Source organism: Streptomyces sp. CB02959 (assembly GCF_002803155.1).
Taxonomy (GTDB): domain Bacteria; phylum Actinomycetota; class Actinomycetes; order Streptomycetales; family Streptomycetaceae; genus Streptomyces.
The window spans coordinates 158,915-172,256 of the sequence record NZ_NNBP01000023.1; the positions used below are offsets into that span (position 1 = coordinate 158,915).

Sequence of the window (13,342 nt, forward strand, 5' to 3'; positions counted from 1 at the left end):
GGCGCTCAGCGGGTAGCCGGGTCGAGGCGGGGGCCGGTTCGGCGGGCGAGCGGGTTGGTGCCGATCGAGTTGTGGACGCTGAAGCTCACGGCGTCGGAGCGGTAGCGGTCGTCGGACCACTCGACGGGCCGGCCGGCGTGGGTGGTGGTGACCCGGCGTACGCGCAGGAGCGGGCTGGTACGACGGATGCCGAGCAGTTCGGCATCGCGGGCGCTGGCGGCCACCGCGTCGATGACATGCTCGCCGTACGCGAAGACCAGGCCGGTCTCCTCGTAAAGTCGCTGGGTCACCGACGGGCAGTCCGGCTCGATGCGTTCGACCCCCGGTGCGATCCAGTCCGCGTAGACGGTGCGCTCCACGAGTACAGGGTCTCCATCCAGTCCGCGGACGCGCAGTACGGACAGCACCTCGGTGCCGGTGCGCAGACGGAGCCGCGACGCGTCCTCCGCGGTTGCGGGCCTGCGTTCGGTCAGCACCACCGTGCCTGTTGCGGTACGGCCCATGGCGCGCGCCCACTGCGCGAAGCTACGCAGCTCGGCGAAGCTCTGGCTGCGTCTGCTGGCCAGCACCACCCGCAGGGCACCCTGCCGGGAGCCGATCAGCCCCTCCGTGGTCAGCGCTGCGACGGCCTGCCGCACTGTGCCGCGTGAGACGCCAAAGCGTGCGGAGAGTTCGCTCTCGGAGGGGAACGGCGCGCCGACCGGATACTCCTCGCTGTCGATCGCCTGACGCAGCTCCTCGGCTATCTGCTCGTGCCGCGCTGTCAACGGCCCCCCTTGGTCGGATGGACGAGTTGTGCGCAGTGCTTGTGCACAGATCTCTTTGGTCGCCGTCAGCGTAGACGAGCCCTGGCCTAGGTGTGGTCCGCCTTCCGCCCCAGCTCCTTCGGTCCCGCGAGATACGGATCACACTGGTCAAGGGTGTCGCCTGCGGCCAGTGGCGAATTCCCTCCGTGTTCATCTCCGCGACAGGAGTGGCGTGCTAACTGGGGCCAGCTTGTCCAAACAAGTCGACGGAGAGATCGTGAACGTGTCCCTTCCGAGGACGACTGTCCTCGCGGGCAGCCTGGCGGCTGCCGTACTCACTCTCAGCGCCTGCGGCGCTGCCCCCACCGCCCAGTCCGGGGCCGGTGGCGCGAAGGCCGCCTCCGCCACCTCGGCGAAGGATTTCGGCGGTATGGACGCCCTGGTCAACGCGGCCAAGAAGGAGGGCACGCTCAACGCGATAGCCATACCGCGCGACTGGGCCAACTACGGTGCCCTGATCGACGGGTTCACCAAGAAGTACGGGATCAAGGTCAAGGTCGAGAACCCGGGCGGCGCCAGCCAGGACGAGATCAACGCCGTCACCTCCCGCAAGGGCCAGGACCGCGCCCCCGACGTGCTCGACCTCGGCAGCTCCTTCGCGGTCAGCGCCGCCCAGCAGGGCCTGCTCGCGCCGTACAAGGTCGCCTCGTACGACGCCATCCCCACGGGGCAGAAGGACGCACAGGCCCGCTGGTACAACGACTACGGCGGCTACACCTCCATCGGCTGCGACGCCAAGCGCGTCACGAAGTGCCCCGAGACCTTCGCCGATCTGCTCGACCCCCAGTACAGGGGGCAGGTCGCACTGAACGGAAACCCCACCAAGTCCGGCTCGGCCTTCGGCGGCGTGTTCGCGGCATCCCTGGCCAACGGTGGCTCCTTCGACGACATCCAGCCCGGCCTGGACTTCTTCGCCAAGCTCAAGAAAAACGGCAACTACACCCCCGTCGAGGCCACCCCGGCCACGATCGAGAAGGGCGAAACGCCCATCAGCATCGACTGGGACTACCTCAACGCGGGCTACGCCGACGAGTTCAAGGGCAAGGGCGTGGACTGGAAGGTCGCCATTCCCAAGGATGGCAAGTTCTCCCAGTACTACTCGCAGGCCGTCAACAAGGACGCCCCGCACCCGGCCGCGGCCCGGCTGTGGCAGGAGTACCTCTACAGCGGCGAGGGCCAGAACCTCTGGCTCAAGGGGCACGCCCGCCCCGCGCTGATGGCCGCGATGGAGAAGGACGGCAGCCTCGACAAGGCAGCCGCGGCCAAGCTGCCCAAGGTCTCCGGCACTCCCACCTTCCCGTCCGAGGCCCAGCAGTCCAAGGCCAAGCAGCTGCTGGGCCAGGGCTGGGGCAAGGCCGTCTCCGGGTGACGCCGTCCATGACCGCCACTGCCCGTACCTCCGTCCCCGGGACGGTCACCGTCCCGGGGCGGCGCCGCTCGATGGGCTGGCTCGCGGTGGTCCCACTGCTGGCGTTCGCCGCGCTCAGCTTCGGGGTTCCCGCCCTCGCCATGCTCTCCGGTGCCTTCACCGCCAAGGACCCGGCCACCGGGGCCTCCTCGTACACCACCGCCAACCTCACCGCCTCCCTGCACGGCGCCTATCTGACGTCCCTGCTCGGCAGCGTCAAGCTGTCCGCCGTCTCCGCGGTACTCGCCGCGGTGCTCGGACTGCCGCTCGCCCAGGCCGTGGTGACATCCCGCTTCACCGCGCTGCGCGAAGCCGTCCTCACCGCCTCCGGAGTGCTCGCCAACTTCGGCGGCATCCCGCTCGCCTTCGCCTTCGTCGCCACCGTCGGCAACTCCGGTGTCCTCACCCGGCACTTGGGCCTGTCCGGAGCGGGCTGGAACCTCTACAGCTTCTGGGGACTCGTCCTCACCTACCTGTACTTCCTCGTCCCGATGATGGTGCTCACCATCACCCCCGCCCTCGACGGGCTGCGCACCCAGTGGCGTGAGGCCGCGCAGAACAACGGCGCCACCATCGTGCAGTTCTGGCGGTACGTGGCCCTGCCGGTGCTCACTCCGTCGCTCCTCGGCGGGCTGGTGCTGCTCTTCGGCAGCTCCTTCGCCGCCTACGCCACCGCCGCTGCCATGGTCGGCAGTTCGGTGCCGCTGGTCACCCTGCAGATCGCCGACGCCATCTCCGGCAACGTCCTGGTCGGCCAGGAGAACGTGGCCCTGGCGCTCAGTCTCGACATGGTCGTGATCGCCGGGCTGGTGATGGCCGTATACCTGCCCCTGCAACGACGGAGCACGCGATGGCTCGCCTGATCCCCGCCCCGGCCACCGCCCGGACCAGGTCCCGCCCGCGTCTGTGGCGCGGCGCGGTGTTCGCCCTCGCCGCGGTCTACTTCCTCGTGCCGCTGGCCGCCTCGGTGATCTTCACCGTCGACGTGCCGGGCAAGGGCGTGACCCTGGACGCGTACCGGCAGATCGTCGGCGCCCAGGGATTCGCCTCCAGCCTGCTGCTCTCCCTGGAACTGGCCGCCGTCACCATCGCGGTCGTGCTGCTGCTGATGGTGCCCGCCATGGTCGCGCTGCGGCTGGGCGCGCCCCGACTGCGCCCGGTGGTGGAGATGGTCTGCTCGCTGCCGCTGGTGGTACCGCCGATCGCCTTCGTGGCGGGGTTGGTCACCGTGCTGCGCTGGGGCCCGGAGCACCTTGCGGCCACGCCGCTCTACCAGACGTTCGTGGTGCTGCAGAATCCGTCGTTCCCCCTCGTGCTCGTCCTCGCCTACACGGTGATGGCGCTGCCGTTCGTGTACCGGGCGCTGGACGCCGGGCTGCGCGCAGTCGATGTACGCACCCTCGTGGAAGCCGCCCGCAGCTGCGGTGCGGGCTGGCCCCAGGCACTGGTCCGCGCGGTGCTGCCCAATCTGCGCCGGGCGCTGCTGAACGCGGCGTTCCTCACCCTCGCGCTGGTCCTGGGCGAGTTCACCGTCGCCCGGCTGCTCGGCTTCCAGCCGTTCGCCGTGTGGATCGTGAACGTCAGCGGCTCCCAGGCCCAACTGTCCGTCGCCGTCTCCGTCCTCAGCCTGCTCGTCACCTGGGCACTCCTGGTGGCCCTGGCGGCCCTCGGCGGACGGCGCACCCCCTCCCGTACGACCACCCAGGAGTGACCCGGCATGACCGACGCCGCCACCACAACCGCACCGACCGCCGTGCCGCACGGCGTCCCCAGCGCATCGGGGAGCGCCGCAACCGTCGAACTCCGCGACCTGCGCCGCACCTTCGGCACCACCGTCGCACTCGACGGACTCGACCTGTCCGTACGCCCCGGTGAACTGCTCGCCCTGCTCGGCCCGTCGGGCTGCGGCAAGACCACCGCCCTGCGGATGCTCGCCGGGTTCGAGCACCCCGACGCCGGCCAGATCCTGGTGGACGGCGAGGACGTCACCGGCGTCCCCGCGCACCGCCGGGACGCCGGGATGGTCTTCCAGTCGTACAGCCTCTTCCCGCATCTGAACGCCCTGGACAACGTGGCCTTCGGACTGCGCATGCGGAAGGTCCGCCCGGAGCAGCGGCGCGCCCGCGCCGCCGAGCTGCTGGAGCTGGTGGGACTGCCGGACAAGGGCGACCGCTACCCGCACCAGCTCTCCGGCGGCCAGCAGCAACGCATCGCCCTCGCCCGCGCCCTGGCGCTGCGTCCCCGGGTGCTGCTGCTGGACGAACCGTTGTCCGCGCTGGACGCCAAGGTACGACTCACCCTCCGCGAGGAGATCCGGCGGCTGCAGCAGGAGCTCGGTATCACCACCCTCTTCGTGACCCACGACCAGGAGGAGGCGCTGTCCATGGCGGACCGCGTCGCGGTGATGCGCGCGGGCCGGCTGGAACAGTGCGCCGCACCCGCCGAGCTGTACGGCCGCCCGGCCACCGCCTTCGTCGCCGAGTTCGTCGGCACCATGAACCGTCTCGCCGGCCGTCTCGTGGACGGCCGTACGGCGGTCGAGGCGCTGGGCAGGCGGCTGCCGGTGGACGGTGAGGCGCCCGAGGGGCCCGAGGTCGATGTTCTGATCCGGCCCGAAGCGGTCCGGCTGGCCGCGGACCCCGAGGGCACGGCGCGTGTCACCGCCGCCGCCTTCCTCGGCGCCGTCACCCGGCTCACCGTCCAACTGCCCGACGGCACCGACATCAAGGCCGATCTGCCCGGCCATGACGCCGCCGCGCTCGCCCCGGGCGCGCGGCTGACCGTGTCCCTGCCCGACCGGGCGGTGCTCGTGGCCGCCCGTGCGGCCTGAGCACCGGACCCCACACCGACCGATCCGCCGCCCCGCACACCGGCGCGTCACGCCACCGCCGGCACCGCGCCACTGCCGGCAGAGAACGAAAGAGAACCCGTGTCCCTCGGCACCACCAACCATCCGCTGCAGGCCGTCCTCTTCGATATGGACGGCACCCTCGTCGACACCGAGGAGGTGTGGTGGCTGTCCGTCGCCCATGTGGCCCGGGAGCTGGGCCACGAACTCACCGACGCGGACCTGCCCGAGGTACTCGGCCGCCCGGTGCAGCACACGGCGGCCCATTTGCGACACATCCTCGGCACCGAAGCCTGCGAGGAGAAGCTCGCGGACGCCCTGCAGCGGGAGTTCGCCACCCGGGTGGCGCGCGGCGTCGAGCCGCGACCCGGCGCCGTGCAACTCCTCGACGAGCTCAGCCGCGCCGGCGTCCCGACGGCCCTGGTCACCGCCTCACCCCGCTCCGTGGCGGACATCGTGCTGCGCACCCTGGGCATCGGGCACTTCACCGTCACCGTCACCGCCGACGACACCGAACACAGCAAGCCGGCCCCCGACCCGTATCTCGCCGCCGCCCACGCGCTCGGCGTACGCCCCTCCGCATGCGTCGCGGTCGAGGACACCCCCATCGGCGTCGCCTCGGCCGAGGCCGCAGGCTGCCGGGTGCTGGCCGTGCCGTCCCTGGCCCCGATATCGCCCGCCTACGGACGGACCGTACTGGACAGTCTCAAGAGGGCGGACCTGCCGCTGCTGCGGTCCCTGGTCACGGACGCGGGCCCGTACTTCCTCACCGCCTCCCTCACCACCCGCAATGCCCGCGTCGGCGAGCCTTTCCGGGCGAGCGTCGCCGGGCTGCTCAGGGGCGCCGCCGCATCCGCCCCGGTGACCTTCGCCGCGGACCACGGCGCGCACTGGGTCGAGGTGTCCGCTGACGGCACCCTCCGCGGTACGCCCGGTGCCGCCGGGAACACGGACGTCACCGTCACGGCCACGGACGGCGCGGGCGGCCGGGCGCGGCTGACCGTCCATATCCCGGTGGTCGGCGCCAACGAGCCTTTGGTACGCGAGCTGAAGGTGATGAGCTGGAACCTGTGGTTCGGCGGCACCAAGGTGCGCGACCACCGCGACAAGCAGCTACGGGTGCTGCTGGAGGCCGACGTGGACATCGTCGGCCTCCAGGAAACGCACTCCACCGCCACCAGGGAGCTGGCCGAGGCCCTCGGCTGGGATCACCACCAGGCCGGCGAGAACCTCGGCGTCCTCAGCCGCTATCCGATCGTCGCCCGGCACGGCAGCCCGGACCCCGGCTTCTACGGCGGTACCGGCGTCACGGTCCGGCTCGACTCCCGCGCGAACGCACCGCAGGAGGTGGTGTTGTGGAGCGCGCACCTCAACTACACGCCGTACGGCCCGTACAGCGCCTGCCTCGACAGACTCCCGGTCGCCGATCTCGTCGAGGACGAAGCGAGCTCCGGGCGGCTCGGCCAGATGCGGGAGATCCTCGCGGCCATTGCTGGTCAGCTCGCCGACCGCGACACCACGCCCGTACTGCTCGTCGGCGACTTCAACGCCCCTTCCCACCTGGACTGGACCCAGGCCACCGCACCGCTGCAGTGCGGCTACGGACCCGTCGGCTGGCCCGTCACCAAGGCCGCCGAGGACACGGGCTTGCGGGACTCCTACCGAGTGGCACACCCCGACCCGCTGCGCGATCCCGGTGCCACCTGGTCCCCGGTCCACGACACGCACGAGGACGGCAGCGGCCGCGCCGAGCCGCAGGACCGCATCGACTACGTGCTCTACGCCGGCGCCCGCCTCGAAGTGCACGACGCGACGGCCTACGTCAGCGGAACCAACGCACTCTTCCCCGACGTGGCCGGGAACGACTGGCCCTCGGACCACGCCGCGGTGCTCACGACGTTCTCCCTCCGCTCATGAGGTGACCCGGCTGCTCCACCCGCGTGTCCGTCAAAGCGGAACAAGCTCACCTCTTCGAGCCGCGGGCCTTGGCGATATCGGCGACGTTCTGAAGTGCGGTCCTTTCTTCCCGTTCTTGCTGAGCATTGCAGGAGTACGCCTCGCGGAAGTTCCGCAGTGCCTGCCGCAAGCTGGGGATCTTCCAGTCCGTGGGCCGCGTCGGATCATGCTTCGACAACGCCGTGAGCCAGGCGTTCAACAGCGTGCCGAAGGTCGGATACGTCCACCGGCGCAGCTTCGCCACCCGTACGGAGGCCCGGATCCGGGTCGTGACCTGGATCACCGACTTCTCCAACACGCGACGGCTACACAGTGTGTGCGGCTGGAAGAGCCCGATCAACTACGAACACGACCACCGGGCCAGCTTCGGCAAGGAGCTGGCTGCATAGGAAGGTCTCCACGATTCGATGGGATTGACACGGTCCCGCTTCCCCAGGCATCGGTGGGCGGACTGGCCGGTCTCCTGGAGATCTTGCTCGCCCGGGGCGGCGAGGACGGCCTGGCCGAGATCGCCGACGAACTCAACTTCGAGATCGACGACCTCCTGCCGCTCGTGGACGCCGCCGTGCTGCTGGGCCTGGCCACCGTCGCCGACGCTCGCCTCGCCCTCACCGACGAAGGCCGCGACTTCACCGCCGCCGACATCCTCACCAGCAAACAGCGCTTCGCCCGCCTGGCCGCCGCCCGCGCCCCACTGGTACGCGCCGTTACCCAGGCACTGGCCGCCACCGACGACGGCGCCCTGCGCGAGGGCTTCTTCCTCGACCTGCTGCAACGCGGCTTCTCCGCCGAGGAGGCCCGCCGCCAACTGGACATCGCCATCGATTGGGGCCGTTACGGCGAGCTGTTCGACTACGCCGCGGACGACCGCCAATTCGTACGCGAGTCAGGTGAGCCCGCGAAGCCGTAGCTCCAGCGGCTTCGGGCTGGAGCCGGCGGCTTCCGTGCGGGATGGTGCGGTGCTGGGCCGCTGGAGGGCTTGGTATGGCGCGCCGCAGTGCCTGTCGTTCCGATCGTGCACGCTGTGCCTAGGTTGGGTGGTGTGGAGCGTGTCGTGCATCTGGCCGGTCTTCTTCGCCGTCCGCTGGTAGGCGGCAACGGCGAAGTGGTCGGCCGTCTCTCCGACGTCATCGTCCGGCTGCGCGGCCGGGACTATCCGCAGGTCACCGGGGTGGTGGCGCGTGTGGGCGGGCGTGAGGTCTTCCTGCCCGCCGAGCAGGTCGCTGACCTGGAAGGGCAGCGGATCACCTTGGCCAGCCCGCGGGTCGACCTGCGGCACTTCGAACGACGCGAGGGGGAGGTGCTGCTGCGCGCCGACGTGCTCGGTCACCGGGTGATCGACGTGGCCAACGTCGAGCTGGTCCGGGCGTACGACATCGAGCTGAAGCAGCGACCTGAAGGGTGGGTGCTCACCTGCCTCGACACGCACCGACCGCCGCGTTTGCGGGGCGTGATGGGCGGCCGGGGCGGGCAGCCGGACTGGCGGGACTGGAAGTCCTTCGAACCGCTGATCGGGCATGCACGGTCCGCCCGGGTGCGAGGGCCGCTCGCGCGCCTGGGGCGGCTCAAGCCCGCGGACCTCGCCGATCTGCTGGAGGAGGCCAACCGCCCCGAGTCGCACGAAATCCTGCAGACCGTGCACGCCGACCCCGAGTTGGAAGCCGACGTGTTCGAGGAACTGGAACCGGACTCGCAGATCCGGCTGCTGCGCGAGCGCACCGATGCCGAGATCGCCCAGGTCATCGCCCGGATGCGCGCCGACGACGCCGCGGATGCGATCAACGACCTGCCGCAGAGCCGCAGGCAGCCGGTCCTCGACGCGCTCCCGGCAGGGCAGCGCACCAAGGTGCTGACCCTGATGGGCTTCAACCCTTCCAGCGCGGGCGGGCTGATGGCGCTCGATGTCCTCACCGCGACAGGCAGTACCACGGTCGTCGAGGCGCTGCGGGCAGCGGGTGAGGCTCGGACCCTGCAACCCGAGGCCCTGACCAGTATCTATCTCATCGGGGAAGAGAAGCAGCTGCTCGGCGTCGGCACCCTTGTGGAACTGCTCCAGGCCGATCCGAAAGCCCCGCTGGAAGATGTCGTGGACCGCGATCCGGTACGGGCCGGCCCCGACACCGACGTCGAAGACGTCGCCCTGCTCATGACCGACTACAACCTGCTCACGGTGCCGGTCGTCGATGACGAAGACCGCATCCTCGGCGTCATCACCGTCGATGACGTACTCGACGCCGTCATCCCCGAGGACTGGCGTCGGCGCGAGCCCGCCTCGCGCCCGCCCCACCACGCGGACGCGCCAGCCCCCGGCCCACCGCCGTACGACACACCGCCCCACTCATGAGTGACCACGACCGGCCCCATGGTGCCCCGGAACACCCGGAACGGCCCGACCGCACGAAGCCTCCACCCCATCCAGAGCCGCCGGGTCGGCCGGAAGAGCCCCACCGCCCGGAACCGTCGGCCAGCCCAAGGCCACAGCAGCCCACTCCTCGCGGCGGGCCCCACCACCCCGGCGTACCGGAGAAGCCACGCCCAGCGGAGCCGAAGCCCCCGCCACCAAAGCCACCGCCGGAGCGCCGCACCGAGCCCCCGGCGAAGAAGGCCGTCGCCCGTCCGGCGGCCCCGGTCCGCCCGCCGAGGAGCAGTGCCGTACTCGACGAGGCTCATCTCGGCGACATCCAAGGCGCCTTCGGCCGCGTCCCGCGCGAACACGCCGAAGAACGCCCCGGTTTCAAGGCCCGGTTGCTGACCCTCCTGGCGATCGTCGGCCCCGGCATCATCGTGATGGTCGGCGACAACGACGCCGGCGGCATCGCCACCTACGCCCAGGCCGGCCAGAACTACGGCTACTCGCTGCTGTGGGTCCTGCTCCTCCTCGTCCCGGTCCTGATCGTCAATCAGGAGATGGTGGTACGGCTGGGCGCGGTCACCGGCGTCGGCCACGCCCGCCTGATCATCGAACGATTCGGCCGCTTCTGGGGCTGGTTCAGCGTCGGCGACCTGTTCCTGCTGAACTTCCTGACCCTCGTGACGGAGTTCATCGGCATCTCACTGGCCGCCGGCTACCTCGGCGTCTCGGACTACGTCGTCGTGCCCATCGCCGCCGTCGTACTGATCGCCGTGACCGCCAGCGGCTCCTTCCGCCGCTGGGAACGCGCCATGTTCGCCTTCATCGCCGCCAGCCTGCTGCTGATCCCGCTGACCTTGATGTCACACCCTCGATGGGCCCATGCCGCGCACCACTTCGTCGTACCGAGCGTCCAGGGCGGCATCAGCAGTGAAGCGGTCCTGCTGATCATCGCGATCGTGGGCACCACCGTCGCCCCCTGGCAGCTGTTCTTCCAACAGTCCAACGTGATCGACAAGCGCATCACGCCCCGCTTCATCGGCTACGAACGCGCCGACACCGTCATCGGCTCCCTCGTCGTCGTCCTCGGCGCCGCGGCCCTGATCATGGTCGCCGACTTCGCCGCCCGGGGTACCAGCGCCCACCGGCACTTCACCGATGCCGCCGGAGTCGCCGAAGCCCTGGCCCGCCAGGACGACATCCTCGGCACGCTGTTCGCCATCGTGCTGCTGGACGCCAGCATCATCGGCGCCGCAGCCGTGACCCTGGCCACCAGCTACGCCTTCGGCGACGTCTTCAACCTCCGCCACTCCCTGCACCGCGGCTTCCGCGAGGCCAAACCCTTCTACACCTCCTACAGCCTGCTGGTCTTGGTGGCCGCCGCCATCGTCCTCATCCCCGGCGCCCCACTGGGCCTGATCACCGAGGCCGTCCAAGCCCTCGCAGGACTGCTGCTGCCCTCCGCCAGCGTCTTCCTGCTCCTGCTGTGCAACGATCCCGAAGTGCTCGGCCCCTGGGTCAACCGCCGCTGGCTGAACGTGCTCGCCACCGTCATTATTTCCGTCCTGCTCATGCTCTCCGGCACACTGATGGCCACCACACTCTTCCCTTCCATCAACGTCGCCCAGCTCACCATCTGGCTCGCGATCGCCCTGATCACAGCCCTGACGGGCACCGCCATCGCACTGCGGGTCACCCGCCGCCGCACGCCCGCACCCCCCGCGCCGGTGATGTCACACGCCGAGAAACTCGCCTGGCGCATGCCACCGCTGGCGCTCCTCAAGCCCGTGCGATGGTCCACCGGCACCCGACTCGGCATGACCGCCCTGCGCGGATACCTGATCCTCAGCGCCCTGCTCCTGCTCATCAAGGCCATCCAGCTCGGCAGTGCGTGACCCACGCTCCCGCAGCGGCGTCAGCCGCTATCGCTTCCGCGCTCGCGTGCGGCTCCGACGAGGAGGCGCACAGCGTCCTCCGGCAGATCGAGATGCCGGACGATCCACTGCACGTCACGGCCATGAGTGGCCAGCACCCAGGCGGCGTAGAACCGATTCGGATCAGGAGCATCACGGCCCACCAGCCACCGCCGGATGCCGTCGACCGGGAAACCTTCCAGCGCCTCGGCGCTGAACCATGCCTCGTCGCTCGGCCGCGGCTGTCGCGGAGGTCGGCCCCGCCGGTCGCGTCTGCGCAGTACGTGCCACACCTCGCCGAACACCACCAAAACGGCAGCCGCCGAACCGAGCAGCACGCCACTGATCACCGGGCGCTGCCCGGGAGCGGCGAGAACGAGCACCAGCAGCTCGGCACCGGCCACGACCAGAACCGCCACCATGGCCATGACCTCGGCGTTCCAACGGCGGGGCACGATCCTCATGGCACCTCACCTTCCCCTCCCATCGTGGCTCTGCGGTGCCTCCTGTGTCGCGGCAGCGGCCCGGCGGTGATCCCGACAGCGAGGGTTCAGCGATGCACACACCCTCGCGCAATCCATACGAGTTGCCACTTGAACAGCAACCCTGAGCGAACAGCCGACAGGCCCACTGGTCAGGATGCCTACGCCGACGGGGTGTTTGGCCCGGCCGCCGGGACTTACCGGCGGGCTGGAGCAGTCAGGCTCAGCCCCAGATGGCCTGGGCGAAGGCCGCCCCGGTGAAGGCGGCTCCCAGGCCGGCCACCAGGCTCGCGACGACGTTGGCGACGGCGAAGAAGCGAGCTCCGTCTTCAGCGAGGCGCAGGGTCTCGTAGGAGAACGTCGAGTAGGTGGTGAGCGCGCCGCACAGGCCGGTGCCGACGAGCAGCTGTATTTGGGAGGAAGCGGCTCCGGCGGCCACGGCGCCCGTGACCAGCCCGAGGATCAGAGAGCCGACGACGTTGACGGTAAAGGTGCCCCAGGGGAAGACGGTGTCGTGCCGGGATTGGACCGTGCGGTCGGTGAGATAGCGCAGGGGGGCGCCTATCGCCGCTCCGGCGATCACGAGCAGCCAGGTCACTTGCCCTCCTTGCCGCGGCCCACGTAGCGGATGACCTCGCAGTCGTCGAGGATGACCACTCCCTCGGCGACGAGTTCGTCCAGCTGCGGGAGGAACGCGCGGATACGGTCTTCGGCGTCGACGATCACGATGGCCACCGGCAGGTCCTCGCTCAGGGACAACAGGCGGTAGGTGTGGATCAGCGAGGAGGCGCCGTAGCCCTCGACGCCGCGGAAGACGGAGGCGCCGGCCAGCCCGGCCTTGTGGGCCCGGTGCACGATCTCGGTGAACAGCGGCTTGTGGTGCCAGGTGTCGTTCTCGCCGATGAAGATGGTGACGCGCAGTGCGGAACCGGTCAGCCTCATCGCTGCCTCCGTTCGACGATCCGGCGGGTCAAGGTAGCCCCAGCCCACACCGACGCCAAGGCCGCGACCAGGGTGAGAGCCATGTACGCCAGACCGGTACGGGCCTCGCCCCGCTGGACCAGGTGCTGGATGTCCACGGCATAGGTGGAGAACGTGGTGAAGCCGCCCAGGACGCCGGTGCCGAAGAACGGCCGTACCAGTCGGTGGGCGGCCCAGACGTCGGTGATCAGGATCATGAAGACGCCGATGACCGCGCAGCCGATCGCGTTGACGACCAGCGTCGTCCACGGGAACGCGCCGACCGCCGTGGGCCACAGCAGGGAGGCCCCGTAACGGGCGGACGCTCCGATGGCACCACCGAGGGCCACTGATGCGATGACCGGAGCGTGCCCCCGCAGCGTCTCTCTCCGCTGCGCGGGGACAGAGAGGTCGAGGTCGGGGTCGGTGGGTTCGCTCACCGTCGAGGGGTCGGCCTTGGTCACGTATGTCTCCTACTCGCCGGGCACGGGAAGAAATCCACGAAGGTGTGCGCCATCGCAAGTAGGGACCGTTGGCGGCGTTCTTGCCGCGGTTTGGGTACGGCGGGCCCCACCGCCGTGCGGCATCCGGAGATCACTGAGCCGTTTCCAAGCTGGCG

General features: G+C 70.2%; 14 protein-coding genes. 9 read left to right on the forward strand and 5 right to left on the reverse strand.

Features of this window, described 5'->3' with window-relative positions:
* Positions 1–5 precede the first annotated feature (5 nt).
* Complete coding sequence (locus CG747_RS32255; protein ID WP_100605396.1) at positions 6–767, reverse strand: GntR family transcriptional regulator; 762 nt, start codon at positions 765–767, stop codon at positions 6–8.
* A 256-nt stretch (positions 768–1,023) separates the two neighbouring features.
* Between CG747_RS32255 and CG747_RS32260 the strand changes: the two genes are divergently transcribed.
* The 9 genes from CG747_RS32260 to CG747_RS32300 all read left to right on the forward strand — a co-directional run bounded on the left by CG747_RS32260 (position 1,024) and on the right by CG747_RS32300 (position 11,263).
* Positions 1,024–2,175: an ABC transporter substrate-binding protein gene (locus tag CG747_RS32260; protein ID WP_100605397.1), complete on the forward strand. Its 1,152-nt coding sequence runs from the start codon at positions 1,024–1,026 to the stop codon at positions 2,173–2,175.
* A gap of 8 nt (positions 2,176–2,183) precedes the next feature.
* Positions 2,184–3,077, forward strand: coding sequence for an ABC transporter permease subunit (locus tag CG747_RS32265; protein WP_100605398.1), 894 nt, complete (start codon positions 2,184–2,186; stop codon positions 3,075–3,077).
* Positions 3,065–3,925, forward strand: coding sequence for an ABC transporter permease (locus CG747_RS32270; protein WP_100605399.1), 861 nt, complete (start codon positions 3,065–3,067; stop codon positions 3,923–3,925). Before CG747_RS32265 ends, CG747_RS32270 begins: the two co-directional genes overlap by 13 nt.
* Positions 3,926–3,931: 6 nt before the next feature.
* On the forward strand, positions 3,932–5,044 hold the full coding sequence (locus tag CG747_RS32275) for an ABC transporter ATP-binding protein (protein WP_100605400.1): 1,113 nt from the start codon (positions 3,932–3,934) through the stop codon (positions 5,042–5,044).
* A 99-nt stretch (positions 5,045–5,143) separates the two neighbouring features.
* Positions 5,144–6,979, forward strand: coding sequence for an HAD-IA family hydrolase (locus tag CG747_RS32280; protein WP_257980886.1), 1,836 nt, complete (start codon positions 5,144–5,146; stop codon positions 6,977–6,979).
* A 188-nt stretch (positions 6,980–7,167) separates the two neighbouring features.
* Positions 7,168–7,407, forward strand: a complete 240-nt coding sequence (locus CG747_RS32285; RefSeq protein WP_146022175.1) for an integrase core domain-containing protein — start codon at positions 7,168–7,170, stop codon at positions 7,405–7,407.
* A 53-nt stretch (positions 7,408–7,460) separates the two neighbouring features.
* Complete coding sequence (locus CG747_RS32290; protein WP_257980887.1) at positions 7,461–7,928, forward strand: AAA-associated domain-containing protein; 468 nt, start codon at positions 7,461–7,463, stop codon at positions 7,926–7,928.
* Positions 7,929–8,060: 132 nt separating this feature from the next.
* Entirely contained in the window at positions 8,061–9,362 is a 1,302-nt protein-coding gene (locus tag CG747_RS32295; RefSeq protein WP_100605402.1) for a magnesium transporter MgtE N-terminal domain-containing protein, read from the forward strand.
* A 401-nt stretch (positions 9,363–9,763) separates the two neighbouring features.
* Entirely contained in the window at positions 9,764–11,263 is a 1,500-nt protein-coding gene (locus CG747_RS32300; protein WP_257980888.1) for an NRAMP family divalent metal transporter, read from the forward strand.
* A gap of 20 nt (positions 11,264–11,283) precedes the next feature.
* On the opposite strand, the gene CG747_RS32305 is transcribed toward CG747_RS32300, so the two are convergent.
* The 4 genes from CG747_RS32305 to crcB (CG747_RS32320) all read right to left on the reverse strand — a co-directional run bounded on the left by CG747_RS32305 (position 11,284) and on the right by crcB (CG747_RS32320) (position 13,187).
* On the reverse strand, positions 11,284–11,745 hold the full coding sequence (locus tag CG747_RS32305) for a hypothetical protein (RefSeq protein WP_100605403.1): 462 nt from the start codon (positions 11,743–11,745) through the stop codon (positions 11,284–11,286).
* Between the two features lie 241 nt (positions 11,746–11,986).
* A complete protein-coding gene (gene crcB, locus CG747_RS32310; protein ID WP_100605404.1) occupies positions 11,987–12,361 on the reverse strand; it encodes a fluoride efflux transporter CrcB in 375 nt (124 codons plus the stop codon).
* Positions 12,358–12,705, reverse strand: coding sequence for a DUF190 domain-containing protein (locus CG747_RS32315; protein ID WP_100605405.1), 348 nt, complete (start codon positions 12,703–12,705; stop codon positions 12,358–12,360). Before CG747_RS32315 ends, crcB (CG747_RS32310) begins: the two co-directional genes overlap by 4 nt.
* On the reverse strand, positions 12,702–13,187 hold the full coding sequence (crcB, locus tag CG747_RS32320) for a fluoride efflux transporter CrcB (protein ID WP_100605406.1): 486 nt from the start codon (positions 13,185–13,187) through the stop codon (positions 12,702–12,704). The genes CG747_RS32315 and crcB (CG747_RS32320) overlap by 4 nt, the downstream gene beginning before the upstream one ends.
* Positions 13,188–13,342 lie beyond the last annotated feature (155 nt).

Excerpts from the sequence above, each read along its gene's own strand:
- CG747_RS32265 (WP_100605398.1), top strand. The coding sequence starts at position 2,184 with ATGACCGCCACTGCCCGTACCTCCGTCCCCGGGACGGTCACCGTCCCG.
- CG747_RS32270 (WP_100605399.1), top strand. The coding sequence starts at position 3,065 with ATGGCTCGCCTGATCCCCGCCCCGGCCACCGCCCGGACCAGGTCCCGC.
- CG747_RS32275 (WP_100605400.1), top strand. The coding sequence starts at position 3,932 with ATGACCGACGCCGCCACCACAACCGCACCGACCGCCGTGCCGCACGGC.
- CG747_RS32305 (WP_100605403.1), bottom strand. The coding sequence starts at position 11,745 with ATGAGGATCGTGCCCCGCCGTTGGAACGCCGAGGTCATGGCCATGGTG.
- CG747_RS32315 (WP_100605405.1), bottom strand. The coding sequence starts at position 12,705 with ATGAGGCTGACCGGTTCCGCACTGCGCGTCACCATCTTCATCGGCGAG.